Genomic DNA, 24,776 nt, shown 5'->3' with positions numbered 1-24,776 from the left:
AGTTGCGACCCGCCGTTCCGTCGAGGGCGGTCGATGAAACGTTTCATGAATCGGGTCGTGTCGATACTGTAGTGAGACCCGCGTCGATGCGCAATGGACCGCTGACGGTGCCCGCCGCGGCAATGGCACGATCGCTGGCATGGTTCTGCGAACGCGGTTCACCGAGCTGCTCGGCGTGCGTCACCCCATCGCGCTGGCGCCGATGGGCGGCTCGGCCGGCGGTGCGCTGGCGGCGGCCGTGTCGCGCGGTGGCGGGCTCGGCATGGTGGGCGCCGGTCCGGGCGACCCGGAGTGGATGGACCGCGAACTGCCGCTCGCCGCCGCGCGGCCGGACCTGCCGTGGGGAGTGGGGTTCCTGGCCTGGGCGGCGGGCGTGGACGCGGTCCGACACGCGCTGGAGTACGGCCCCCGGGCGGTCATGCTGTCCTTCGGCGACCCGGCGCCGTTCGCCGGGGCGGTGCGCGCGGTCGGCGCGATCCTGATCGTGCAGGCCACCGACCTGGACGAGGCCCGGCGGGCGGTCGATGTGGGCGCCGACGTGATCGTGGCGCAGGGCACGGAGGCCGGCGGGCACGGTGCCCGGCGCGGACGGTCGACGCTGCCGTTCGTGCCCGTCGTCGTCGATCTGGTGGCGCCGACCCCGGTGCTGGCGGCCGGCGGGATCGCCGACGGGCGGGGCGTGGCCGCGGCGCTGGCCCTGGGCGCGGCCGGAGCGCTGGTGGGCACCCGGTTCCAGGCGACCGCGGAGGCCCTGGTCGACCCCGCGACCGTCGAGGCGATCGTCGCGGGACGCGCGGAGGACACCGAACGCAACCGGGTGCTCGACCTCGCCCGCGGATCGGCGTGGCCGGAGCGGTACACGGCCCGCACGCTCGGCCATCCGTACCTCGACCGCTGGCGGGGCCGCGAGGCCGACCTCGCCGCCGACCCCGGTGCCCGACTGTCCTATGAGGACGATGTCGCGCGGGGCGTCATCCCCGCGCTGCCGCGATGGGCCGGCGAGTCCGTCGACCTCATCACCGACGTGCCGTCGGCGGCCGACCTCGTCGTCTCGCTGGCCGACGGCGCCGCGGAGGCGTTGGCGGCTGCTACGCGAGGACCCCGGTGACGAACTGCACGGCGCCGTTCGCGGCGTCGCCCAGGACGCCGACCATGTTCTTGACGGCCTGCGCCGACTCGCTGGGCCGGAAAGCGATCATGAAAATGAGGAGTCCGATGGCGGCTGGCTTGAGGAGCTTCTTCATGTCTCGGCCTCGTTCTCGTTGAACGTACGTCGGGACTTCGCCGTAACCGACGGCACGGAGGGTGTCCGTGGGGTCACCAGAGTAGAGGCCCCGTTCTCCGCGAAGAAGACTGTGCCGCATTCACTCACGCGTCCCGACGCACCGGATGTCCGACGCCGGATGGCGTTGTGAAATATGGCTCCTCACGGTCGGTTGCGGTCATGCGGCGTCCAGCAGCGCGGGGACCAGACGCCCGGTGACGAGGTCGCGCGCGGGCCGCCAGCCCGGTGCCAGCGCGTCGGTCGGCGGCGGGCCGGGGTCGAACCGCGGGTCCCCCGTCGTGACCACGACGGCCCGCGCCGCCGGCACGACCGTGACGTGCTGGCCGGCCCAGCCGCCGGCGAAGAAGCCGTGCCCGTCGATCCAGGTGAGGTACCCGTAGCGGTGGCCCTCCGGCGGCCCGCCCTCGCTGCGCGGCGTGACCATCGCATGGGCGAACCCGGCGTCGACGAGCCGTCCGCGCATCCAGGCGTTGCCCAGCACCGCCAGGTCGGCCGCCGACAGCCGCAGGTGGGCGAAGCCGTAGTCGACGCCGTCCGGGTCGCTGGGCCAGTGCCACCGCGTGATGCCCAGCGGGGCGAACAGCCTCTCGGCGGCGTACTGCGACAGCGGCCGGCCGACGAGCCGGGCGAGCGCGGCGCCGAACAGGTGCGCGGCCCCGTTGTCGTACCGGAACGCCGCGCCGGGCGGCGACACCTGCGGGGCTGCGGCGACCCGGTCGACCCAGCCGCCGGGCAGCGCCATGACCTCGTCGATCTCGTACGGTCCGTCGGTGCGCGCGCCCCGGGTCATCGTGAGCAGGTGCCGCAGGGTCTGCCCGCGGTCGGGGACGTCGAGGATCGTCGCCACCGGGCGGTCGAGGTCGGGCAGCAGGCCGTCGCGCACGGCGATGCCGGCGAGCGTCGCGACGACGGTCTTGGTCACGGAGAACACATCGGCGACATCGGGACCGTGGTAGTGCGCGTCGTGCAGCACGCGACCGTCGACCTCCACCCGGAAGTGGGAGGTGTGGGCGAACTCCGGCCGGGTGCGCAGGTCGTGGTCGAGGTCGCGGCAGATCTCCGTGAGCATCCAGCCAGCATGCAGGTTTGCGGGCGGCCGCGCTGGGCAGGCCAGGGGTGTACCAGTCGGCTCACCCGGAGGCAGGACCAGCCATGATCGTGTCGGGCATCACGGCGGCCCTCCTCGTGGGTGTCGGCATCGGGGCGCTCGGGCGCCTGACCCATCCCCGCCTGCAGGGCATGGGCGCGGTGACCAAGGTGCTGCTCGTCGCGGTGGCCGCGCTGCTCGGCACGGTGGTCGCCCGCGTCACCGACGCGTAGGGGTCAGGCCCACAGGCTGGGCAGGTTCACCACGACCGCCGCCTGGCTGCTGCGCGCGATCACGACGACCGCCTCCTCGGCGCCGGGGTTCTCCTCCCGGTGCGGCGTGAACGGCGGCACGAAGATGTAGTCGCCCGGACCGGTCTCGACGCGCACCTCCGCCCCACCCTCCGCGAACACGAACACCGGCCGGCCCGACACGACGTAGATGGCGGTCTCGGTGTCGCCGTGGTGGTGGTCGCCAGACGACGTGCCAGCGGCGACGTGCGTGCGCCCCATCCAGAGCCGCGACGATCCGACGGTCTTCCCGGAGATCGCCTCGAGCCGGGTCATCCCGGCCGTCTGCCCGGTGTCGCCGCTGAGGTCGGCGCCCCGGACGTGCCGAATGGGCTGGTGCCACTGGTCCGCCATGACACCATTGTGCCGGTGACCCCCGACATCGACGCCTGGGACGCGTGGTCGCCCCGGCAGGTGGCCGCCCGGCTCGCGGGCATCGATCTGCCCTGGTGCGTGGCCGCCGGCTGGGCGCTCGACCTGTTCCGCGGCGGGCAGACCCGTCCGCACGGCGACCTCGAGTTCACCGTCCCGGCCGCGCGGTGGCCCGACGTGGCGGCCCGCTTCGGCGAGCTGGACTTCTGGGTGCCGTGCGACGGCGTGGTGCACCCGGCCACCGAACGCACCCTGCGCGAGGAGCACCAGACCTGGGCCTGGGAGCCGTCGGTCGGCCGGTGGCGGTTCGACGTCTTCCGCGAGCCGCACGAGGGCGACGTCTGGATCTGCCGCCGGGATCCCCGCATCCGCATGCCCTTCGCCGACCTCGTCGAGCACGACGCCGACGGGATCCCTTACCTGGCACCGGAGATCGCGCTCCTGTTCAAGGCGAAGGCCCGACGGGACAAGGACGAGGCCGACTTCGCCGGCGTGCTGCCCCTGCTCGACACGCGGCGCAGGGCCTGGCTCGACGACGCCCTGGCCCTGGTGCACCCCGACCACCCGTGGCGGGCCGCGCTCAGCCGACCGTCGCGTTGATCAGGCGGTCCAGCGCGGTGGTGTAGCTCTCGTAGTCGGGCAGGGTGATACGGCCGAACAACGGAGGGTCGGCCTGCACGGCCTGGACGGCCCCCATGGACGCGCCGGTGGGACAGCCCAGGCTGCCGTCGATGGGAAGGGTCCTGACCGGGCGGGCCGTGGAGACCGCGTAGACGTCGAGCCGATGGCGACCCTGGTACAGGGTGAACGTGCCGCCGGCCGTGTCCTCGCACGTCCACGGCGGAGCGGAGGTCGGTCCGCCCGGGGTCAGGCACCCGACGAGCTGCACGGTGTCCACCTTCGGCACGTTCCACCGGTCGGGGTCGTGCTGGTCGAAGGACGGATGACCCCCGGTGAAACCGGTGCCGGCGGGGCCGAACACCACGATCGCGTGCGGTCCCGCGCCTCCGTATGCCGGAGCGCCACCGAACCCGCGGCGGCCCGCGCCGCAGATCCGCTCGAGCTCGTCGCGGTCGCGGGCGACCGCCGTCGGGTCCACGGGCGGGTCCACGGGCGGGTCGTCGCGACCGGACCAGATCACGAGGTACAGCGCCGTGCCGGCGACGACGACCGCCGAGGCCAGGCTGACGACCCGGATCCAGAACGCATCGGACGTCATCGACCCATTCTGCCGGTCGGCCCGCGTGCGCGAGGACCGGTTCGCGCTCGTCCACCGGAGGTCGCCGGTCGCGGGCGGGCCGCGACCACGTGACGAGGAGGTCCCTCGTGGACACCGCGGCGAGCGCCGTCGGAACTCCACCGGCATTCGCGGCCATCGTTTTGATCTTGGAGAACGCAACACGGATGATCTATGGGATTGCGCACCTGTTTGTCTCGTTTCGTCATCCGGAGGGCGGGCACGACTGAACGGACCGAAAAACAGCTGAAGGAGGAAAGATGAACCGATCCGGCCGGCTAGTTCAGCTCACCGCGGCTGTCCTTGCCCTCCTCCTGACCGGGACGTTCGCAGTGTTCGCGTCGCCCGCGTCAGCCGCACCGGCCGCCCCGACCGCGAAGGCGAGCCCCCTGGGCTCGATGACGTCGCAGGTCACCGGCACGTTCACCGACGCCGCCGGCGCCGGGACGTTCACCGGTACGTTCGTGCCGTCGGAGTTCACCGCCGACGGTGACCGCACCCTCGCCAACGGCCTGCTCGAAGGCACCCTGGTCAGCGCCGACGGCACCTCGCGTGCCGTGTCGCAGAACCAGACCTTCGAGGTCAACCAGGTCAACGCGATCGGGTGTGAGGTTCTCGACCTGGTTCTCGGGCCGCTGGACCTCGACCTGCTCGGGCTCGTGGTGCACCTCGACCGCGTCGTCCTGAACATCACCGCGGTTCCGGGTGCCGGAAACCTGCTCGGCAACCTGCTGTGCGCGATCGTCGGAATCCTCGACGGTGGCGGGCCGCTGACCCAGCTCGTGGGGCTGCTCAACCAGATCCTGGCCCTGCTGCGCGGGTAACCGCCCATGACGGAACTGGCCGCCCCGGATCGGGGCGGCCAGTTCCGCGTCCAGGGCCGGCCCGCGTTCAGGGCCGGCCGGTTCCGCGTTCACGACGCGGGGGACCGGCGCACCGCCAGCACCCCGGCCACCAGCGCGAGCCCCGCGCCGGCCAGTTGCACGACCGATCCGACCACCCCGCCCGCGCCCGCGTCACCGGTCAGGTTTCCGGTGCCCGCGCCGCTCACCACGCTCGACAGCACGAACCCGGCGAGCACGAACAACCCCAGGAACGCACCGACCGCCGGCGCCCGCCTCCACCGGGCCAGCGCCACGAACGCCGCACCCGCGCCCAGGATCAGCAGCCCCGGCGGCGGGTAGAACGGGAACTCCACCCCGGCCGCCCACAGCACCGCGATCCCGATCGCGCCCACCACCAGTCCCGCCACCGTCAGTCGCCGCACGTCGCCCTCCTCGATCCGGATGGGACCAAGGGTGGTGCGGCGCCGGCGCGGAGGCGTCCGTCGGGGAGCGTGGGTCGGTGTACGTCGGTGGGCGTAGATCAGCGGGAGTGGGTCAGCGCAGCGGGTCGCCCCAGTCGGTCTCGTCGCGGACCCTGCGTTTGAGGATCTTGCCGCCCGGGTTGCGGGGGAGCGGTTCGGCGCGGACAGCGACGTACTGCGGCACCTTGAACCGCGCGACGCGACCGTCCAGATAGGACAGTACGGCCGCGACGTCGATGCCGGCGCCCGGAGCCGGAACCAGGACGGCACCCACCTTCTCGCCCATCATGTCGTCGGGCACGCCCACGACCGCGGCCTCGAACACGCCCGGCGCACCGGCGAGCGCGTTCTCGACCTCGACGCAGTACACGTTCTCGCCACCCCGGTTGATCATGTCCTTGAGCCGGTCGACGATGTAGATGAGGCCCCGGTCGTCGATGCGGGCGAGGTCGCCGGTGTGCAGCCAGCCGTCGACGAACGCCTCCGCCGTCTCGGCCGGCTTGTTCCAGTAACCGGCGACGATGTTCGGACCGCGCACCAGCAGTTCGCCGACCCCGTCCGGCGACGGCGAGTCGATGCGCACGTCGCAGACGGGCGCGGCGAAGCCGACGGAGTCGGCGTGCTCGACGTACGCGTGCGGCAGGTACGACGTGACGCTCGAGGTCTCGGTGAGCCCGAACCCGTTGCCGACCCGGGCCCGGGGGAAGGCTTTCACGAGCCGGCCCACGAGGTCGGGCGCGATCGGCGCGCCGCCGTAGGAGAGGTTGCGCACCCCCGACACGTCGACGTCGGCGAAGCGCGGCTGGCTGATCGCCAGCCAGTAGATGGCCGGCACCGTCGTGAGGATGTCGATGCGCTCGGCCGCGATCGCGTCGAGGAACGCGTTCACCTCGAACTGCGGCATCACCACCGTGGTGCCGCCGAGGTACACCGCCACGAGCAGTTGGCTGTTGCAGCCGGTCACGTGGAACAGCGGCACCGACACGAGCGTGCGGATCGGCTCGTGCCGCTCCAGGCCCAGCACCCGCCGGCAGGTCTCGCAGTTGGACAGGAAGTTGGCGTGCGTGGTCACCGCGCCCTTCGGGAAACCGGTGGTACCACTCGTATAGAAGATCGCGGCCGGGTCGTCGGGCGCCGGGTCGTCGGCGACGTACGGCTCGCCGTCCGGCAGCGGCTCTCCCGGGACGAACGTGAACGCGGCGCCGCTGTCACCGACGACGTACGCCACCTCCTCGTCGGAGAAGCGCGTGTTGACCGGCACCACGATCGCGCCGGCGAGCACGGTCCCGAAGAACGCCACCACCCAGTCGGCGCCGTTGCCGAGCCGGATCGCCACCCGGTCGCCGCCCCGCACGCCCGCCGAGCGCAACCCACCGGAAACGCGCGCCGCCGCGTCCCACAGCTCTTGAAACGTGAGGCGGACGCCGCCGAGCTCGACGACGGCCTCGCGCCCGGCCCCGCTGCCGGCACTGCGCGCTACCGCCCCGCGCAACAGCTCCACGAGACTGCCGGGAAGCCCGTCGTAGCGCCGGATCCCGTCGGAGCCGACGGTGGTTCCGGTGGTGTCGAACGGCGACGTCACGAGAAGTACCGGCGCGGGTTGTCGACGAGCATCTGCCGCACCTGCGCCTCGGTGACGCCCGCCTCGCGCAGCGCCGGCAGCACGTCGTCGCTGATGTGCTCGTAGTGCCAGTTCGGCGCGGCCGCCTCGTGCACGGCGTCGTGCATGTCGCCGAAGTAGTCGATGTAACAGGACGCGTCGTGGGAGAGCACCATCCGGTCGGCGTAGCCGCGGTCGGCGAGCGCGGCGATGGTGCGGACCCGGTCGGCGGTCGGGTTGTACAGGTCGAGCCCGAACCGGTCCATGCCGAGCGTGGCACCCGTGTCGGCGAGCTCCATCAGGTAGTCCAGGTCGTTGCTGTCACCGGCGTGCCCGACGACGACCTTCGTGAGGTCCACCCCCTCCTTGCGGAACAGGTCGACGGCCAGCCGGCCGCTCTGCGCCGGCGACGACGTGTGCACGGTGATCGGCGCACCCGTGTCGACGCTCGTGCGGGCCACCGCCCGCGCGATCCGCTCGACGCCGTGGGTCAGCCCGGCCGCGTCGACGCAGCACTTGAGGAACGCGGCCTTCACGCCGGTGTCGGCGATCCCGTCGACGATGTCGCGGGTGAAGTCGGTGACCATCGGCTCGGGAATGTCGAGCAGCAGACCGGGACCGCGGTGCTCGTACTGGTGCGGCAGCTCCTCGTACGCGTACAGCCCGGTGGCGACGACGATGTTCACGTCGACCTGTGCGGCGATGCGCTGGATGCGCGGGATGTACCGGCCCAGCCCCCACACCGTGGGGTCGACGATCGTGCTGATCCCCTTGGCGCGCACCGAGTTCAGCTTCGCGACGGCGTCGGCGACGCGGGTCTCCTCGTCCCACCACGAGCCGGTGCCGTAGTTGTTGAGGTGCTCGGTCGACACGACGAACACGTGCTCGTGCATGAGCGTCGGGCCGAGCGCGTCGACCTCGACGGGTCCCTTGACTGTTTCGACGGTTGGCATGGCGGTGCCCTTCGGTCGGGGTCACCCCAGACTGCGCGCTCCGCCCGCGTGGATCAAGGGGCTGCGGCGATCCCCAGCCGCCGCGCCATCGCGACGGCCGGTGCCACGTCGACGTCGGCGCGCCCGAGGAACGCGGCCACGGCGGCGGCGTCGACGCGACGGGCGTGTGCGGCGTCCACCAGCCGCCCGATGGCCGCGCGGACCTCGTCGTCCTCGTCGTCGTCGGCCGGGTCGTACTCGAGGTCCTGGGTGAGCAGGTCGTGGAGGACGAGGGGCGTCTGCTCGGCGTCGAACACCTCGTCGATGCGGCCGTCGTCCCCGTCGGCCCGCTCGCGGAACCAGGAGGCGCCGTCGTACCAGTACAGGTAGCGCGGGGCCTGGCGGTCGCGGTGCAGGTGGTACTTGGTCTCCTCCCACACGCGGGGGTCGTCGACCACCGCCCGCGCCCATTCCGGCGCGGCGTCGCCGGCCGTGGGCTCCGGCCGCGTGTAGTCGCGGTCGTACCCGAACAGGACGGCCCGGCCGTCGTCGACCGGAACGAGCTGCGCCCACGAGCCGCCGTGGTCGTACGAGCCCAGGCCGACGACGTCGGGGAAGTAGTAGGTGCCGCTGGCGCCGTCGGGGTTGTGGTCCTCACCCCGGGTAGCGGCCGCGTCGACCGCGGCGAGGACGCTCCAGCGCTCCCACACCACCGGGAACGGGTCGAGGTCAACGGGATCCATGTCATTCATTCTGCGATAGGCGCGAGCCACGGATGACCCGGGTCGGTGCGGCGCAGCGCGTCGTGCAGCCACGACCGCCGCTCCGGGCCGAGCGTGGGCGCCAGCGCGTCGAAGTCGGCCTGGTCGCGTGGACGGACGTGGTCGACGCCCTTGTAGAACAGCACGACCTCCGGCGTGAACGCCGGCACGCCCGTCGGGGTCTCGCTCACCGCCAGCGCCACCGGCACCGTGACTCCGTGACCGAGCACCAGGTCGTCGCCGGCCCGCTCGTTGAACAGGAACTCGAACTCGACCGCGCTGTGCCGCACCGTGCCGGGCTGCGCGAGCGGGCTCGCCGCGGTCGGCACGTGGACGTGGGCGGGCATGTCGAGGTGCCGGCCGGTCCACGGCTCGGACGTGTCGTCGGGCACGTTCGGGTCGTGTCCCACCAGCGCCCAGCCCTCGAGGTGCCGGAACACGGCGGCCTGGTCGTGGTGGAGGACCGCGATGTCGACGTCGAAGTGGTCGCGCGTGCGCCGGCCGAGCCAGGCGTCGACGGACCAGCCACCGCACAGGTACCAGGGGACCGGGAGGCCCCGGAGGAGCTTGCGCACATACGCGACGGGATCGTCCATTCCGGCCAGCCTGCCCTGGAACGGATCAACGCGCAGCCCATTTGTCCGCGACCAGCGACGGTCGCAACCGGTTGCGTGCCCGTCCTGTCGTGATCATGACGGGGCGCGCCGGTGAATGTGATGGCACTATCCGTGCATGGTCCACGCCGACACGCTGCCGCAGGTCAGCCAGCTGTCCACACTGGCCGGTGCGGTGCGCGCGCTCGAGGTCCACGGAGATCTTGCCGCGAGCCGCGTCCGGTTCGACGCGGCCTTCCGCGCCGCGGACGCCGACGGCGACGCCGAGCGCACCGGCCTCGCCGCGCTCGGCTTCGGCGGCATGTGGGTGCACGAGCAGCGCAGCGCGACCGCCGCGGCGCTGGTGGAGAGCCGCCTGCGGTACGCCCTGTCGGTGGTCGACCCCGCGTCGACGCTGGCGCTGCGGTTGCGCGTGCGGCTCGCCGCCGAGACCGACTACCGCGCCGGCACCTCCGACGACGTGCTCGGCCGCCTCGACGAGGCGCGCGCCGCGGGCGACCCGGTCGCCCTCGCCGAGGCGCTGAGCCTCGCCCACCACTGCCTGCTCGGCCCCGAGCACGGCGAACGGAGGCTGGCCCTCAGCCGCGACCTGATCGCGCAGAGCCTCGTCACGAAGCGGCGCTCCGACCAGCTCACCGGCCTGCTCTGGCACGCCGTCGACCTGCTGCTCACCGCCCACCCGCACGCCGAACGAGCCCTGGCCGACCTGCAGGCGGAGCTGGCGCGGGCCGAGCACCTCGCGATCCGGTTCGTCGAGCGGGCGGTCACCGTGATGCTGCGGCTGCGCGAGGGCGCCTTCGCCGAGGCGGAGGCGTTGGCGGTCGCGTGTGCCGAGCAGGGCCACCGCGCCGGCGACGTCGACGTCACGGGCTGGTACGGCGCGCACCTCATCGCGCTGCGCTGGTTCCAGGGCCGGTCGGCCGAGCTGATCCCGATGCTCACGCACCAGGTCCACTCGCCCACGTTCAGCGCCGTCGACAACTCGCACCTCGCGGCGCTCGCGGCCGTCTGCGCGCTGTCGGGGGACCGGCGGCAGGCGACCGGTGCGCTCGCGCGCCTCGTGGGGGACGACCTGGGCGCGCTGCCCCGGTCGAGCAGCTGGCTCGTCACGATGTACGGCGCGGTCGAGGCGGCGGCCGCCCTCGACGACGCCGGCACGGCGGCCTCGGCGTACCGGCTGCTCGCCCCGTTCGCGCACCTGCCGATGGTCGCGAGCCTCGGCGTGACCTGCTTCGGGTCGACCCGGCACGCGCTCGGCGTGGCCGCCCTGACGACCGGCGACCTCGACGTGGCCGTGCGCCACCTGCGGGCCGCCGTCCGGGACAACTGGGCGCTGGGTCACTTCCCGGCGGTCGCGTTGAGCCGGAGCCGGCTGGCCCAGGCGCTGGCGCGGCGGTCCGGTCCCGGCGACGCCGCCGAGGCGCGCCGCGAGCTGGGTACCGCCCGCCAGGAGGCATCCGACCTGGGAATGGCGCTGCCCGACGCGGTCCCGGCCGCCACGCACCCGGCGGCCGCGCAGCCGCCGGCGCGGGCGGTCACCTGCCGGCGGCACGGCGGCCGGTGGCGGATCGAGCTGGGCCGGCGGGCGGCCGTCGTGCCCGACAGCGTCGGCATGGCGTACCTCGCGGTGCTCATCGCCAACCCGGGAGCGGAGATCCCGGCCGTCGAGCTCGCGGTCGGTCGCGCGGCCCTCGACCGCGTCGCCGGAGGGGTGACCGCGGAGCAGGCCGCCGCCTCGGCCCAGCCGGTCCTCGACGAGGTGGCCCGGCGCGCCTACCAGCGCCGGCTGGCGCACCTACAGGCGGAGATCGACGCGCTGGAGCAGGCCAACGACCTGCTGCGGGCCGAGCGCCTGCGCGACGAGCGTGCCTGGCTGCTCGACGAGCTGGCCGCGTCCACCGGCCTGCGGGGGCGCACCCGTGAGTTCGCCGGCGGTACGGAGCGGGCACGGGTGTCGGTCGGCAAGGCGATCCGCCGCGCGCTCGACCGCGTCGGCCGGTGCGACCCGGTGATCGCCGAGGAGCTGCGCTCCCACGTCACGACGGGCGTCCGCTGCAGCTACCGCCCGGCTTGACACCATCACCCTGCGCCGCTCGCCTGCGCCGCTCGCCTGCGCCGCCCGCCCGCGGCCGTTCGTGGCCGCCCGCCGCTCGGCCCCCCCTACCGCTCCCCGACGCCGCCCGCCCGCTGCTCCCTCCGCCGCGATCTTGGACAGCTGTGCATCGATTTCGATGTAGAGGTTTCCAAGATCGCCGGCGGAGGGTTGGGGGGCGGACAGGCGGCGTCGGGGAGCGGCAGGGGCTGGCAGGCGGCGGGGCAGGCGGCGGGGCAGGCGGCGGACCGGTCGGCGGTGGGGCGGCGGTGGGACGGCGGGGCGGCGGGGTGGGCGCACGGCGCCCCGCCGACGTGTGCGGTCAGCGCCCCGGTGGTGCTGACGCCGCCCCTCTCCGTCGATCTTGCAGTTGTGGCCGCCCTCAAAACATGACATTTCCGCAAATAAGAGCGGCCACAAGTGCAAGATCGGCGCGGGCCTCGACAACGGCGCCACCGCGAGCGGTAGGAGAGGTGCTGGTTGGCGGTGGGGCAGGGCTGGGGTGGGCGTCGGGTTCTGGACAACGGGCTCCGTGGAACGGGATGGAACGCCGTGGTCGGTGCACCGCACCTGAACCACGGAGGACCTCGTGACAACCGTCGACGCGCTGACGCCTACCCGGCGACTCAGCGCCTTCGCCATTCCGCTCATCTGCGTCGCCCAACTCATGGCGACGCTCGACGTGACGATCGTGAACCTCGCCCTGCCGGCGATCCAGCGCGACCTGGACCTGTCGAACGCCGGGCTGGCCTGGATGATCGACGCCTACACGCTCGCCTACGCGGGCCTGCTGCTCGTCGGCGGTCGCACCGGCGACCTCATCGGGCGGCGGAAGACGCTCCTGGCCGGCATCGGCCTGTTCACGCTGTCCTCGCTGGTCGGTGGGCTGGCCGGTGACCCCGCGCTCGTGCTCGCCGCCCGCGTCGGCCAGGGCGTCGGGGCGGCGCTGGCCACACCGACCACGCTGTCGATGATCACCACGCTCTATCCGCTGGGCCGCCAGCGCACCCGGGCGATGGTCGCCTACGGTGCGATGGCCGGGCTCGGCATCACCCTCGGCCTCGTGCTGGGCGGGCTGCTGACCCAGGCCGCGTCGTGGCGCTGGGTGTTCCTGGTCAACGTGCCGATCGGGGTGGTCCTGCTGGCCGCCGCGCCGCGGGTGCTGCCGGAGTCGACCGGGGTGCGGCGCCGCGTCGACGTGCCCGGAGCGCTCGTCGGCACCGCCGGGCTCACGGCGCTGGTCTACGGGGTCATCCGCGCCGGCACCGACGGCTGGGGCGAGCCGTGGTCGGTGGTCGCGCTGGTCGCCGCCGTCGCGTTGCTCGCGGCGTTCGTCGTGATCGAACTGCGGGTGGACGAGCCGATGCTGCCGCTCGGGCTCCTGCGGCACCGGGTGCGGCTCGGCGCGTACGTCGTCGCCGGGCTGCTGTTCGCCTGCCTGTACCCGTCGTTCTTCCTGCTCAGCCGCGCGTTGCAGGACGTCCTCGGCCAGCGGCCGGTCGAGGCCGGGCTGCGGTTCCTGCCGCTCGGCGTCGGGGTGCTGCTGTTCGCGGTGCTCACCCGCCGTCTGGTGCAGAAGGTGGGACCGCGGACGCTCGTGCTCGGCGGAACCGCCGCCACCGCCGTCGCCGCGCTGGCCCTGGTGCTCCTCGACCGGGACACCTCCTACGTCGCGCTGCTGCTGCCCTGCCTCGTCGGGCTGGGCGCCGGCGTCGGCGTCACGTTCGTCGCGAACGCGGCCGCGGCGATGACCGACGTGGCCGAACCCGACGCCGGCATCGCCTCCGGGTTGCTGAGCACGTTCCAGGCCGTCGGCGGCACGCTCGGCGTCGCGGCGCTGGCCGCCGTCGCCGCCCGGGTCACCGAGGACCGCGCGCCGACGGCCGCGTCGATGAACGAGGCGCTGCTGGCCGGCTTCCACCCGGCGTTCGCGATCGCGGGCGGGCTCGCCGTTCTCGCCGTGCTGACCGCCCTGCTCACCTCCCCCCGACAGTGAAAGAGAGCGACCGATGATTCCCAGTGAGGACCCCTTCTACGCGCCCGTCGCCGACCCCGGCCCGCCCGGCGGGCTGCTGCGCGCCCGCCGCGTCACGCTGGCGCTGGAGACCGCGGTCGACGCGCACCAGGTCGTCTACGCCTCGACCGGCGCCCGCGGCCAGGCGATCGCGGTGTCCGGAACCGTGCTCGTGCCGGCCACGGCGCGGCCCGGACCCGGCCCGCGGCCGATCGTCAGCTACGGCGTCGGCGTGCACGGGCTCAGCCGCGACGCCGCACCCGGTCACCTGATGCTGCACGGCCGGGAGGCCGAGGTGGCGCTGCTCGACCCGCTGCTGGCCCGGGGCTGGGCGGTCGCGGTCACCGACGGCGACGGCCACGGCATGCCCGGCCCGCACACATACGGCGCCGGCCTCCCCGGCGGTCACGCGATGCTCGACATCGTGCGGGCGGCCCGCGGCCTGACCGCGGACCTCGACCGCGACGCGCCCGTTCTGCTGTGGGGCTACTCCGAGGGCGGCCGCAACGCGTGCTGGGCCGCGGAACTGCAGCCCGGCTACGCGCCCGACCTCGACGTGCGCGGCGTCGCCGCCGGCGGCGTGCCGGCCGACCTGCGGGCCGTCGCCGAGGCGATCGACGGCGGACCGTTCTCCGGCCTCGGGCTGGCCGTGGTCGTCGGGCTGGCGCACGCCCACCGCGACCCGGCCCTCGACGCGGTGCTCACCGCCGACGGCCGCCGGGCCGCCGACCTGGCCGCCCAGCGCGACGTGGTGGGCCTGATCGTCGAGCACCCCGAGCCGCTGCGCCACCACACCGGCCGCGACAACGCCTGGGAGGACCCGGCCTGGAGCGTCCTGCTGGAACGCGAACGCAACGGCCAGCGCCGCCCCGGGGTGGCGGTGTACCTGTACCACGTGCCCGACGACGAGATCGTGCCGTACGCCGTCGGTCGCCGGCTGCACGGCGCCTACCTGGCCCTCGGCGCCGACGTCACCTGGACCGACGTGCCCACCACCGACCACCTGACGGGCGCGTTCGCCGGCAGCGGCGACGCGGTGCGCTGGCTGGCCGATCAGCTCATCGCGACGAGCCGGTCGAAGAAGGCGCTCTTACGGACCTCGTAGTCGGCGCCGGCGGCCCGCTTCATGGCGTTGTACTCCGCGAGCAGGTCGGCCCGGGTCGACAGGAGCCGCCAGCAGACCCGGAACCGCACGTCGTGCTCGGAGCCGACCGGCGTCACCGCGACGCCGGTCGGCAGCGCGGCACCGGGCACCTCGAACGTGGCGAGCGTGCCGGTCCAGATGTCGGGGAGCACGACCCGGTAGACCCGGCGCGCCGCGGCGACGGTCGTCGCGAAGTGCGCCGGGTCGACCCGCAGGTGCAGGTCGACGTCGCCCTTCGTGAGCGCGCCGGGCACCGAGCTGCCGCCGGTGAGCGCGAGCTCGTGGGGCGGCAGCAGCGGGGCGAGGCGCGCCCGTTCGTCGGCGAGGATCGCGGCCGCCCGTTCGAGCAGCTCGTCGGCCGGTCGCAGCAGCATGTACGCAAGTCTGCGGTTCGCGCTGTATCGCTGCGGCGCTCGTGATCGAAACAGTTACATGCGGTGATGAAGGTCACACGGTCGGGGGTTGTGGCTGGTCCGTGGGCCGCGGGAGCGGGTTGACGTGGGCTTATGTTGGTATTGCGCTTGAATGAGGGCGAATTTCGCGCATCGTGTCCTTGATCGATGCCGGATTTGCCGCAAGAATCCCGCGGATGTTCTCCGTTCAGAAGGCCAGCTGATGGATACCGAACGGCTGCGGGCCAGTTGGGCGACGGTCGCGGCGTACGGGACGCAGGTCCCGCAGTTCTTCTACGCCCGGCTGTTCCTCGCCCACCCGGAGCTGCGGGACATGTTCCCGGTCTCCATGGCGACCCAGTCCGACCGGCTGGTCGCGGCGCTCGGCCGCATCGTCTCGGAGGTGGACGACCTCACCGACGTGACGCCCGTCATCCAGCAGCTCGGCCGCGACCACCGCCGCTTCCAGGTGCGCGCGGAGCACTACCCGTTCGTCGGCGAGGCGCTGCTCGCGACCCTCCAGCAGTTCCTCGGCGCCGACTGGACCCCCGAGCTGGCCGCCGACTGGACCGCCGCGTACACCGTCGTGGCCACCGTGATGGGCGACGCCGCGAAGGCCGCCGAGGGCGTCAGCCCGCCGTGGTGGCAGGCCGAGGTCGTCGCGCACGAACGGCGCGGCTACGACATCGCGCTGCTGCGGCTGCGTCCGGAGCCCGCGTACACCTACCGGGCCGGCCAGTCGATGGCGGTGGAGACGTCGATCCGTCCCCGGCTCTGGCGCACCTACTCGATCGCCAACGCCCCGCGCGCCGACGGCACCCTCGACCTGCACATCAAGGCGGTGCCGGGCGGACAGGTCAGCAACGCGCTGGTCAACAGCGTCGGCACCGGCGACACGCTGCGGCTCGGCGCACCGGTCGGCGCCCGCCTGACGCTCGACCGCGACAGCGGACGGCACCTGCTCCTCCTGGCCGGCGGCACGGGGCTCGCGCCGCTCAAGGCGATCCTGGAGCAGCTGGCCGCGGCCGAGCAGCCGCGCCGCGTCACGCTGTTCACCGGCGCCCGTACCGCGGCCGACCTGTACGACGCGCCCGCGCTCGGCCGCATGGAGCAGCAGCTGCCCTGGCTGACCGTCGTGCCGGTGCTCTCGCACGACCCGTACCACCCCGGCGAGCGGGGCATGGTCACGGAGGCGGCGCTGCGCCACCACAACTGGCTCGACCACGACGTCTACGCCTGCGGTCCCGACTCGATGGTCAGTGACGCCGTGGCCCGGCTCACCGCCGCGGGTATTCCGGCCGACCGGATCCGCACCGAGGACTTCGAGGCGGAGCCCTACCGCGCGACCACAACCAGGACCAGGGAGGTCTCGGCCCTATGACGACACCGAACCACTGGCGGCCGATGTCTCCCGACGAGGTCCGCCGCATGCCGTTGCGCGAGACCGGCCTCGGCCGGCGCGGCTACCGTCCCGAGGACGTCGACCACATGCGCTCGCAGGTGGCCGAGGAGCTCGAGCGGTGGGGGCGGGCCTACGCCGACGCGCAGAACGAGATCCAGCGCCTGCGCGACTACTACCGCTCCCGGGGCATCGACACCGAGCACGGCCGCCCGGCGCAGGCCGACGCCGTTCCGGCCGAGGCCGTCGCCGTGATGGCCCGGGCGCAGGCCTACGCCGACCAGCTGATCGCCGAGGCGCAGGCGCAGGCCCGGCACGTGCAGGCCGACGCCCGCACCCAGGGCGAGAGCATCGTCTCCCAGGCCCGCCGCGACGCCGACCGGGCCGGGCAGGCCTACCGCCAGCGGGCGGGCGAGTCGTACAGCCCCGACCGCGAGGAGACCGAACGGCTCACCGCGTGGGCGCGCAGCATCCTCGCGACCATGCAGGCGGTGCAGCACCAGCTGGGCGCGACGGCGGAGGCGTTCTCGCTGGAGCTGAACAAGCTGGGTCCCGCGCAGACCGCCGGGCACAACGGCGGGGTGTCCGCCCGGGTACCGGCGCCGCCGCGCGAGTCACCGTTCGGCTGACCCGGCGATGAGCGCCCTGCTGGCTACGGCCGAGGTCGGCGCTCGTCCGGGTCGCTGCCGACCACGACCACCGCGGCGTCCCTCGTGCGCCACCCGTCACCGGGCGCGTACGAACATCATCAGCGGAGAATGATGTTCATACGTGCCCGGTGAGCGGATCCACCGCACCGGGCGGCTGTCAGGTCGGGCGGCGCCGCGGCGCGCGCGGACGTCCTCGACCGGGCCACCGGTACGGGTCAGCAGGTCGAGCAGGTCGTCGCCGGCCCGCCCCAGCGCCGCGCGCAGGCGGCCCAGGGCCAGGTCGACGCGCACGGTCACCCCGGGCCCGGAACGCCGCTCCTGCAACAGGTGCCGGGCCGCGGTCAGCAGCTTCCGCGGTCCGGGCAGCGCCGCCCAGCGGTCGACCGCGGCGGTCACACCGGTTCGGTGATCGTGGTGAAGAGGTCCGGACCCGTGTCCTCGGCGGGGCGGCGCGGCGTCAGCACGCGGGAAGCGTAGTCGCCGACGGGCACCTGCTCCAGCGTCCGTCCGGCCCACAGCATCAGCGACAGGTCGACGCCCGCGACCGGTGCCGGTGCCCGGGTGATGACCCACACCGCGGCCGCCGGCACCTGCGCCACGGCGACCAGCGGCGCCGGACCGGCGAGCAGGAAGTCGAGGTCGAAGTCGGTGAGCATGCGCATCATGGTGGCCCGGTTGGCCGGGTCGACGCCCTCGAACGCCTCGTCGAGCCACAACGGCCGCGGCGAATCAGGAGACTCCGAGTACAGCGCGACGAGCGTCGCCAGCAACGGCTGCAGCAGTGTCACCACCTTGCCGCCGCCGGAGTCGACGCCGTGGACCTTCTTCGTCAGGTCGCGCCACCGGGTCTCGTCGTCGCCGTCGCCGACCTTGTACTGGGCGACGACGTCGAACCAGGTGCGGTAGTCCAGCAGTTCGGCCAGCCGGTCGGTCCAGTCCTCGGTGCCGACGAGGCCGGCGTCCTGCGCCTCGCGCAGCCGCGCGCCGAGGAACAGCTGGATCTGCTGCTGGGCGCTGTCGGACTCGATCGACCCCTCCTGCAGCGCCTTGAGGATGCGGAATCCGGGCCCCTGCCCCTCGGCCGGTACGCGGCGCAGCCGCAGCGTCGTCCTGTTCGCGCCGGTCGGGTGCCGCCGCAGCACGTCGTTGACCACGTCGAGGAGCCGGATGACCTTCTTCATCCGGTCGGCGAGGTGGTCGATGAACGTCGAGGACAGCAGTTCGGTGTACATCCGGTGCAGCTTCTCGTCGTGGGTGCGCGACAGCTCCTCGACCAGCGCCTGCAGGTGCCGCACCGCGTCGGCCGGGTCGTGCTGGGTCCCCGACGCGTCGACGATCAGCGTCACCGACGGCAACGGGTGCTGCTCGTCGGCCTCGGTCGTGATCACCGACCGGCCGCCGGACGTCTCCAGCACCGACCGCAGGTCGACCAGCGTCCCGCCGAGCATGCGCGACAGCGCCGCCTCGGCCCGCTTCGCCTTCTCGTCGAGCCCGTCCGGCCATGCCGGCGGCTTCAACCCGTCGGCCGCGGACCGCGCGAACGCGAGCGCCGCGTCGAGGTCGCGGCCGTCGGGTCCGGCCAGGCCCCGCGAGGCGGCCAGTCCCGCGTCGACCGGAACCCACCACGACGCCGCGGCGGCACCGCGCCGGGCGATGGCCGCCGCGAGGTCGTCGCGGCACCGCTCCCACACCGACGTCGCCTGCCCGACGAGCCCCGACCGCGCGAGCCCTTCCCGCTTCGACGCCGAGATCGACGGCCCGAACTCCTCCACCTGCCGGTTCAACCGCTCCGCGTCGGCGAACAACTTCTGCGTGTCGGTATCCACCGACCGCTCCGCCAGCGTGGCGTTGTCCTCGGCGGCGGTGGCGGCCCGCGTCTCCCGGTCGGCCGCGCGCCCGGCGTCCCGGACCCGCCCCTCCTCGACGGACACCCGCCGCGCCGCGGCCGCGACCGCCGACGCGGCCGCGCGATGCCCGTGGAGCGCGAGCCGCAACCCGCCCGACGCGGCCGCGGCCTCGTCGAGCGCCGCGCCGAGCCCGTCGAGGTGGTCGTCACCGACCGGCAGCCGGTGCTCGGCGGCGTACCGCGTGACCTCCCCGGTCGCCGCGTCCGACCGCCGCCGCGCCTCCTGTTCCTGCCGCCGCGCCCGCGTGTACGCGCCGTCCGCCCGGTCGGCCTCCGCGGTCGCCGCGGCGTGGGCGGCACCGGCCGCGACCACGTCGGCGTCCGTCGGCGCCCGGTCGGCCGCGGCCCGCAGGTCGGCGATCCGCACGGTGACCGTCTGGGCCTCCGCGCCCAGCCGCGCCGACCCGGCCCGCAGCTGCGCGGCCTGCGCGCGCAGGTCGGCGATCCGCCGGCGCCGGGCCGCCGCCCGCGCGGCCGTGCCGATCAGCTCCGCACCGTGCGGTGCCGCACCGGCCCGCCCGGCCGCCGTGGGTGTGCGCCAGCGCCCGTCGGCGGCCAGTGCCGTCGGCGGGTCCGGGGCGTCGCCCCACCCGATGCCGCCGAGGATCCGGGTCACGGCCGTCGCCAGCTCACCCGCGTCGGCTGCCGGTTGGAGGACGCGCGTGAGGGTGGCCGCCGTGGCAGGTCCCGCGCCGGCGGCCGCCGTCGCGGTCGAGGCGGTCGTCGGCGCGGCGCCGGCCGCCACGGCGATCGGCGCCGCGCCCGGTACGACCACGGCCTCGTCGCCGTCGCGGTGGGCCAGCCAGCCGCCGTCGGGGGAGACCCACGCGTCGAGCAGGCCCGCCGCTGCCAGCGCGGCCTCGACCCGGTCGAGCACCTCCGGGTCGAGCCCGTGCACCGGGTCGACGAGCCTCCACAGCGGAGCACCGGCGGCACCCGGGAAGGGTGGCCGTTCCCGGCGACCCCAGCGCACCGGCGCATCGGGTACCGGGTCGTCGGCCCGCTCCAGCAGGTCGGCGTCCTCGTCGGCGGCGGCAGCGGCGGTCGCGGCGGTCTTCGCCTCGGCGCGGAGCTCGGCCGCGCGTACCGTGAGCGGCGCGACGGCCGGTTCCAGCCATTCCCGGTTCAGCAGGCCCGACAGCACCTGCCGCGGCCGGGGCGCGCCGGCCTGTGCCGTGACCGCGGCGATCCACGCGTCGCGGGTCGGCACCGGGGGAGCGGCGTCGGCACCGACGGCCACCGCCCAGCGTTCGAGGTCGTCCGACAGGGTCTGCAGGGCCCGGCCGAGGTCGGCCTCGGTGGTCCGCGCCGCCGCGGTGCGCTCGTCGAGCTGCTCCCGGGCCCGCTGGGCCAGGTCGTCCAGCGTCTGCCAGGCGGCGACGGCGGTGGCCGCCGCCCGGATCGACCGCCGCAGCGTGTTGACCTGGCCGCGGCGGGCCGTGATCGCCGCGTCGAACCGGTCGACGTCGCCGGCCGCGGCCCAGGTGGCGACCTGGTCTCCCTGCTCCTGGTGGCCCAGCGCGGCCGCCGTCGCGGTGGTCACGGTGCGGGCGGCGGCGGCGTCCAGGTCCCGGTCGGCCGCGTCGAGGTCGCCCGCGGCGCGTTCACGGTCGGCCGCGGCCGTGTCGAGGTCCTCCCGGGTTCGGGTCAGGTGGACGGCGGCCCGGTCGGCGCGCTCGCGTGCCGCGGTGGCCTCGGCGCGCAGGCGGCGCGCGTCGTTGGCGCGCTCGACCGCGCTCGTGTACGCCGCAGACCGGAGCAGCTGCATCAGCTCGTTGCGGGTCCGGTCGAGCGCCTGCTCCAGGTCGCGGGTGGTGCGGGTCTCCTCGTCGAGGCGTTCCCGGGCCGAGTCCAGGGCCGCGGCCGACGCGTCGAGGTCGGCCCGGGCACCGTCGACGGCGGCGTCGGCGGCGAGCAGCGTGTCGGCGCGCAGCCGCAGCACGGCGTCGGCCCAGGGCCGCCACGCCCGGGTCAGGTAGACGGTGATCGCCTTGCGGGCCTCCTCGGCCGAGTCGCGGTCGCGGGCCAGCTGTTCGAGCTGCTGCCAGCCCTCGGCCAGCTCGGCGACCTCGTTCTTCGCCACCGGCGGCAGCGCCGAGCGGATCTGCGAGGTGAACCAGTCGGGGTCGAGCTTCTGGCCCAGGTGCGGGGTCCGCAGCACCTTCAGCATCTCGATGACCGTGGCGTACCGGTCGGTGTCGTCGAAGCCGAACAGGTCGGTGGCGAGGCGGTCGGAGTACGGGCGTCCCTTGGCGTAGACGGTCACGCCGGCGACGCCTTCGAGGTCGCGCGGCTCGGTCACCGCCTGGCCGGCGGCGAGGTCCAGGCCCGCGCGGACCCGGGCCGCGCCCTGGCAGACCACCCACGACCGGGTCATCTGCGACACGCCGCGCTTGGTCTGCGCGTAGAGCAGCGTCGTGAAGAACTCGGGTCCCAGCGGCCCGACCCGGCCGTACTCGACCCACGCCCAGCCCCGGTTGGTCGACGCCGTCGCGTCGCGGCGGTCGCGGTCGTCGGCCACCGGCTCGACGTAGTACCGGTACTCCTTGTCGGAGTGGCCGAACGTGTCGACGTACTTGCGGTCGAGGCTGCCGGCGAGCATCAGCAGCGTCGTGAGCGCCATCAGCGTCGACTTGCCCGACTGGTTCTGCCCGACGAACTGGGCCCGCCCGTCGGCGAACCAGTACTCGGCGACGTCGAACTCCCAGAGCCCCACGACGCCGGCCCGGAGCACCTGCCAGCGGTCGCGGGCCGGCTCGGGCAGCCCGGCGGTGCTCACCGCGTCGCGCCAGGCGGCGAGCTGCTCGTCGGTGGCGGTCGGGCCGGGCGTCTTCATCGGGTGGGCTCCACAGGTTCTACGAGCGTGACGTCGGGGTCGCGGTAGCGGCCGGCCACCGGCGACAGCGTCCAGGAGCGGTCGTCGCCGATCCGCAGCAGGCCGAGCTCGGTGAGGATCGTCTCCGCGTCGGCGCGGACCGTGCCCGGCACCGTGCGCTGCTCCTTGGACATGTACTCCCCGCGCCATCCGGTGAGGTCGTCGACGACGTCGTCGACCTGCGCGTCGGTGAGCACCACCGAGCCGGTCGGCGTGCGGGTGCCGTGCCGGCCGGCGAGGTCGGCCATCAGCAGCGCCACCCAGTCGGCGGCGCGGGCGCGCGGCCAGTCGGCCACGGTCGGCAGGCGGTCGGGGTCGTCGGGCAGCACGAGGACGAGCCCTTCGGTGCGGGCTTCGACGGTGCCGCCGGTCAGCTGCGCCAGGTCGGCGCTGCGCAGCCCGCGGGCCTGCCGCAGCGCGTCGGCGTCGGCGTCGGTCAGCTCGGCGTACTCGACGGCCGGCGTCTCCAGCAGGGCGCGCAGCTGCCGCTGGGTGCGGGTGGCGGCCAGCTGCTCGGCGTCGGCCTCCGGCGGGTGCAGCGCGGCGGCGAGCACGTCGGGGCTGGTCATGAGCAGCAGCGCGTCGCGGTCGACCTCGTAGCCGGCGCCGGGGCCGGCACCGTCCTCGGTCCAGTCGTTGAGCATCTTCTCGTCGGTCGTCCGCCGGCGCAGCACGCCCCATCCGGCCAGCAGGGCGGCGGCGTCGCGCAGCAGGCGGCGCTGCGGCTTCTGCTCGGGGTCGTACCCGGTGACCGTGACCCCGCGCGCCGAGGTGAGGTCGCGGACCATGTCGGACAGCCGCTGCAGCGTCACGGTCCCCGAGACGTCCTCACAGCAGGCGGCCAGGCAGCAGACCAGCGACAGCAACCGGCGACCGGGCGCGTCCGCCGGCCGCGGTGGCGCGGTGACCGCACCGGCGACGGGCACCCGGATCAGCCGCACGGCGCGGCCGACCCGCTGGATCCGGTACCCGGCCCGGCGCGCGTGTTCGGCGATCTGCCGCTGGTGCCGCAGGACGTGCCGGTGCAGCACCCGGTTGATGTACGGCGTGACGAGCGGCTCGGCGAGCAGCCCGAGGAACGCCTGCTGCGCCTCGCGCGCCGAGGCCGAGGTGCTCACGCGCGACTCCCCGCGGTGCTCCCCGCGGGCGTTACATGCAGCACGACATCGGGGTGCACCAGCCGGCCGTCCGGGGTGCGCACGACCGCGGCCGGTGCCCCGTCCGCGGGTGGGTCGCTGCGGACCAGCCAGCGCGCGTCCCCCGTGGTGGCCGACCGCCGGCCGGCGCGGTCGGGCCGCGCGGCCGCGACCGCACCGAGCAGCACGAGCAGCATCTGCAGCTCGTCGGAGGTGAGGTCCTGCCACCGCGACAGCGGCTGCCCCGACCGCGCGAGCACGGCCGCCTCGGTCACCGCGGCCCGCGCCGCCACCTCGGCCGCCCGGTGCCGCGCGGCCCGCTTCGCGCCGGCCCGGTCGGGGATCCGCGCGGCGGAGCCGGTGGTCGCCTTCGGGCCCTGCTTGCGCAGGCGGGCCTCGACGGGCACGGGGTCGGCGTCCCAGAACGACACCGCACCGGCGTTGCCCGCCGGCGGGTTGCCGGCGCCCGGCAGGTGCCGGGCCGCGAACAGCCCGGTGGACGCGCACCAGAGGCGCCACGCCGCGTCGTCGTCGGGTGCCGACTCCAGCCGGCTGGCCAGGTCGACCAGCTCCGCCCGTCGCGACACGTGACCACCGACGGCCGCGATCGTCCGCTGGCCGCGCAGCAACGGACCGATCGTGTCGCGCATCTGCCGGCGCAGCCGGCGGGCCTGGCAGTCGGGGCCGTCGAACCAGCGCCGCAGCGTCGACAGCGTGTTCACGTGGGTCTCGACGAGGCTGTCGATCGCCGCGTCGTCGGCGTTCGCGCCGAGCGTGTGCACGGCGATGCGCCGCCACACGGGTGCCGGCAGGCCGGCGAGCCGCGCCGCGAGCGCCGTGATCGCCTCGGAGTGGGTGTCGATGCCCGCACCCCACATGTCGACGTAGCGCCGCAGCGTGTCCTGGACGGTCGTGATCTTCTCCTGGGTCGGCGCGCCGGCGAGGGCACCGGCCAGCCGCGCCTGCCAGCCGGCGGCGGCCTTCACCATCGACTGGTGCGTCGTCGCGATCACCGACCAGGCGGCCGCCGCCCCGGCCGGGTCGGTCTCGGCGCTGTCGCGCAGCAGCGTGAGGTTCGCGGTGAGGATGCCGGGGGCGAGCGTCGCGGCGGCCGCGGCGGCGGTGTCGTCGCCGAGGGACGTGATCGCCCGGTGCAACTCGGCGACGGTCTCGGTGAGCTGGTACCGGTCGCGGTCGAGCACGAACTCCGCGTCCCGCACGGCCTTGTCCTGGAACCGGTAGACCACGCCCCACCGTTCGAGGCTTCCCATCCGCTCCTTGAGCCGGAACGCGGGGTCGTCGAGCAGCCCCTGGTCGACGCCGAGGGTCTTCAGGCGCCGGCGCAGCAGGTCGGGCAGGTCGGTGGCCGCGACCCCGGTGAGCGTGTGCTCCTGCTCCCCGAGCAGCACGTCGACGATCAGCCGGTACTGGGCGGAGAAGCGGCTGGTGAGGTAGCTCGCCTGGAGCAGCCCACCGGGCAGGCCGGCCAGTTGCCAGGCGTCCGGGCCGTCGGTCGGCCGCTCCTCGTCGTCGTCGGGCTCCATGCCGTCTTTTTGCACCCTTTCTCCGCTGAAGCCCGATGCTCGGGCCCCGGGCAGACCCCCGAGCATAGGTGCGCCGCCCTCGGACCGGTCCGAGGGCGGCCGGTCGCTGCGTCCTTGCTCACCGGTGTGAGTGACGGTCC

Annotated in this window: 23 protein-coding genes; 9 read left to right on the top strand and 14 right to left on the bottom strand. The window is 74.5% G+C overall.

Annotation, left to right across the window (positions count from 1 at the left end; all coding sequences use genetic code 11):
* Positions 1–139 precede the first annotated feature (139 nt).
* A complete protein-coding gene (locus tag Voc01_RS08235; RefSeq protein WP_203926686.1) occupies positions 140–1,108 on the top strand; it encodes an NAD(P)H-dependent flavin oxidoreductase in 969 nt (322 codons plus the stop codon).
* Here Voc01_RS08235 and Voc01_RS08230 read toward each other — a convergent pair.
* Positions 1,089–1,244: a hypothetical protein gene (locus Voc01_RS08230; protein ID WP_203926685.1), complete on the bottom strand. Its 156-nt coding sequence runs from the start codon at positions 1,242–1,244 to the stop codon at positions 1,089–1,091. The two genes, Voc01_RS08235 and Voc01_RS08230, sit on opposite strands and share 20 nt — an antisense overlap.
* 198 nt (positions 1,245–1,442) lie before the next feature.
* A complete protein-coding gene (locus Voc01_RS08225) occupies positions 1,443–2,354 on the bottom strand; it encodes a serine hydrolase domain-containing protein (RefSeq protein WP_203926684.1) in 912 nt (303 codons plus the stop codon).
* Positions 2,355–2,437: 83 nt separating this feature from the next.
* On the opposite strand from Voc01_RS08225, the gene Voc01_RS08220 reads away from it, so the two are divergent.
* A complete protein-coding gene (locus tag Voc01_RS08220) occupies positions 2,438–2,605 on the top strand; it encodes a hypothetical protein (protein ID WP_203926683.1) in 168 nt (55 codons plus the stop codon).
* Between the two features lie 3 nt (positions 2,606–2,608).
* Here the strand turns inward: Voc01_RS08220 and Voc01_RS08215 are convergent, their stop codons facing one another.
* The gene (locus Voc01_RS08215) at positions 2,609–3,016 is read right to left on the bottom strand and encodes a cupin domain-containing protein (RefSeq protein ID WP_203926682.1); all 408 of its coding nucleotides are present in this window, start codon (positions 3,014–3,016) and stop codon (positions 2,609–2,611) included.
* Between the two features lie 15 nt (positions 3,017–3,031).
* On the opposite strand from Voc01_RS08215, the gene Voc01_RS08210 reads away from it, so the two are divergent.
* The gene (locus Voc01_RS08210; protein ID WP_203926681.1) at positions 3,032–3,634 is read left to right on the top strand and encodes a nucleotidyltransferase domain-containing protein; all 603 of its coding nucleotides are present in this window, start codon (positions 3,032–3,034) and stop codon (positions 3,632–3,634) included.
* Here the strand turns inward: Voc01_RS08210 and Voc01_RS08205 are convergent.
* Positions 3,615–4,253, bottom strand: coding sequence for a hypothetical protein (locus tag Voc01_RS08205; protein ID WP_203926680.1), 639 nt, complete (start codon positions 4,251–4,253; stop codon positions 3,615–3,617). The two genes, Voc01_RS08210 and Voc01_RS08205, sit on opposite strands and share 20 nt — an antisense overlap.
* A 278-nt stretch (positions 4,254–4,531) precedes the next feature.
* Between Voc01_RS08205 and Voc01_RS08200 the strand changes: the two genes are divergently transcribed.
* Positions 4,532–5,095, top strand: coding sequence for a hypothetical protein (locus Voc01_RS08200; protein WP_239160041.1), 564 nt, complete (start codon positions 4,532–4,534; stop codon positions 5,093–5,095).
* A gap of 89 nt (positions 5,096–5,184) precedes the next feature.
* Here Voc01_RS08200 and Voc01_RS08195 read toward each other — a convergent pair whose 3' ends face one another.
* The 5 genes from Voc01_RS08195 to Voc01_RS08175 form a co-directional block, all read right to left on the bottom strand.
* A complete protein-coding gene (locus Voc01_RS08195; RefSeq protein ID WP_203926679.1) occupies positions 5,185–5,538 on the bottom strand; it encodes a hypothetical protein in 354 nt (117 codons plus the stop codon).
* 112 nt (positions 5,539–5,650) lie between these two features.
* Positions 5,651–7,159, bottom strand: a complete 1,509-nt coding sequence (locus Voc01_RS08190; protein WP_203926678.1) for a class I adenylate-forming enzyme family protein — start codon at positions 7,157–7,159, stop codon at positions 5,651–5,653.
* Positions 7,156–8,130, bottom strand: coding sequence for a phosphotriesterase family protein (locus Voc01_RS08185; RefSeq protein WP_203926677.1), 975 nt, complete (start codon positions 8,128–8,130; stop codon positions 7,156–7,158). The genes Voc01_RS08190 and Voc01_RS08185 overlap by 4 nt, the downstream gene beginning before the upstream one ends.
* A gap of 53 nt (positions 8,131–8,183) precedes the next feature.
* The gene (locus tag Voc01_RS08180) at positions 8,184–8,852 is read right to left on the bottom strand and encodes a hypothetical protein (RefSeq protein ID WP_203926676.1); all 669 of its coding nucleotides are present in this window, start codon (positions 8,850–8,852) and stop codon (positions 8,184–8,186) included.
* 5 nt (positions 8,853–8,857) lie between these two features.
* Positions 8,858–9,466 (bottom strand): nucleotidyltransferase domain-containing protein, encoded by a 609-nt coding sequence (locus Voc01_RS08175; RefSeq protein ID WP_203926675.1) that lies wholly within the window; start codon positions 9,464–9,466, stop codon positions 8,858–8,860.
* A 136-nt stretch (positions 9,467–9,602) separates the two neighbouring features.
* Between Voc01_RS08175 and Voc01_RS08170 the strand changes: the two genes are divergently transcribed.
* The 3 genes from Voc01_RS08170 to Voc01_RS08160 all read left to right on the top strand — a co-directional run bounded on the left by Voc01_RS08170 (position 9,603) and on the right by Voc01_RS08160 (position 14,695).
* Complete coding sequence (locus Voc01_RS08170) at positions 9,603–11,558, top strand: hypothetical protein (RefSeq protein ID WP_203926674.1); 1,956 nt, start codon at positions 9,603–9,605, stop codon at positions 11,556–11,558.
* 607 nt (positions 11,559–12,165) lie between these two features.
* Positions 12,166–13,572 carry an MFS transporter gene (locus Voc01_RS08165; RefSeq protein ID WP_203926673.1) on the top strand — a complete coding sequence of 469 codons (1,407 nt, stop codon included), beginning with the start codon at positions 12,166–12,168 and terminating at the stop codon, positions 13,570–13,572.
* Between the two features lie 13 nt (positions 13,573–13,585).
* The gene (locus Voc01_RS08160; protein WP_203926672.1) at positions 13,586–14,695 is read left to right on the top strand and encodes a lipase family protein; all 1,110 of its coding nucleotides are present in this window, start codon (positions 13,586–13,588) and stop codon (positions 14,693–14,695) included.
* Here the strand turns inward: Voc01_RS08160 and Voc01_RS08155 are convergent.
* Positions 14,644–15,108, bottom strand: coding sequence for a GrpB family protein (locus Voc01_RS08155; RefSeq protein WP_203926671.1), 465 nt, complete (start codon positions 15,106–15,108; stop codon positions 14,644–14,646). The two genes, Voc01_RS08160 and Voc01_RS08155, sit on opposite strands and share 52 nt — an antisense overlap.
* A 241-nt stretch (positions 15,109–15,349) precedes the next feature.
* Between Voc01_RS08155 and Voc01_RS08150 the strand changes: the two genes are divergently transcribed.
* Together Voc01_RS08150 and Voc01_RS08145 are read left to right on the top strand one after the other, a co-directional pair.
* Positions 15,350–16,507 (top strand): globin domain-containing protein, encoded by a 1,158-nt coding sequence (locus Voc01_RS08150; RefSeq protein ID WP_203926670.1) that lies wholly within the window; start codon positions 15,350–15,352, stop codon positions 16,505–16,507.
* Positions 16,504–17,154, top strand: coding sequence for a DivIVA domain-containing protein (locus Voc01_RS08145; protein WP_203926669.1), 651 nt, complete (start codon positions 16,504–16,506; stop codon positions 17,152–17,154). Before Voc01_RS08150 ends, Voc01_RS08145 begins: the two co-directional genes overlap by 4 nt.
* A 96-nt stretch (positions 17,155–17,250) precedes the next feature.
* Here Voc01_RS08145 and Voc01_RS08140 read toward each other — a convergent pair whose 3' ends face one another.
* The 4 genes from Voc01_RS08140 to Voc01_RS08125 are packed head-to-tail and all read right to left on the bottom strand — an operon-like array spanning position 17,251 to position 24,636.
* Positions 17,251–17,571 (bottom strand): hypothetical protein, encoded by a 321-nt coding sequence (locus tag Voc01_RS08140; RefSeq protein WP_239160040.1) that lies wholly within the window; start codon positions 17,569–17,571, stop codon positions 17,251–17,253.
* Positions 17,568–21,917, bottom strand: a complete 4,350-nt coding sequence (locus Voc01_RS08135) for an SbcC/MukB-like Walker B domain-containing protein (protein WP_203926668.1) — start codon at positions 21,915–21,917, stop codon at positions 17,568–17,570. The genes Voc01_RS08140 and Voc01_RS08135 overlap by 4 nt, the downstream gene beginning before the upstream one ends.
* The gene (locus Voc01_RS08130; RefSeq protein WP_203926667.1) at positions 21,914–23,074 is read right to left on the bottom strand and encodes a TIGR02678 family protein; all 1,161 of its coding nucleotides are present in this window, start codon (positions 23,072–23,074) and stop codon (positions 21,914–21,916) included. The genes Voc01_RS08135 and Voc01_RS08130 overlap by 4 nt, the downstream gene beginning before the upstream one ends.
* Positions 23,071–24,636 carry a DUF2397 domain-containing protein gene (locus Voc01_RS08125; protein WP_239160039.1) on the bottom strand — a complete coding sequence of 522 codons (1,566 nt, stop codon included), beginning with the start codon at positions 24,634–24,636 and terminating at the stop codon, positions 23,071–23,073. Before Voc01_RS08125 ends, Voc01_RS08130 begins: the two co-directional genes overlap by 4 nt.
* Positions 24,637–24,776: the final 140 nt, after the last annotated feature.

Source organism: Virgisporangium ochraceum (genome assembly GCF_016863655.1).
GTDB classification, from domain to species: domain Bacteria; phylum Actinomycetota; class Actinomycetes; order Mycobacteriales; family Micromonosporaceae; genus Virgisporangium; species Virgisporangium ochraceum.
Note: the sequence above shows the minus strand (reverse complement) of the source record. Positions and strands in the feature narration are given on the sequence as shown.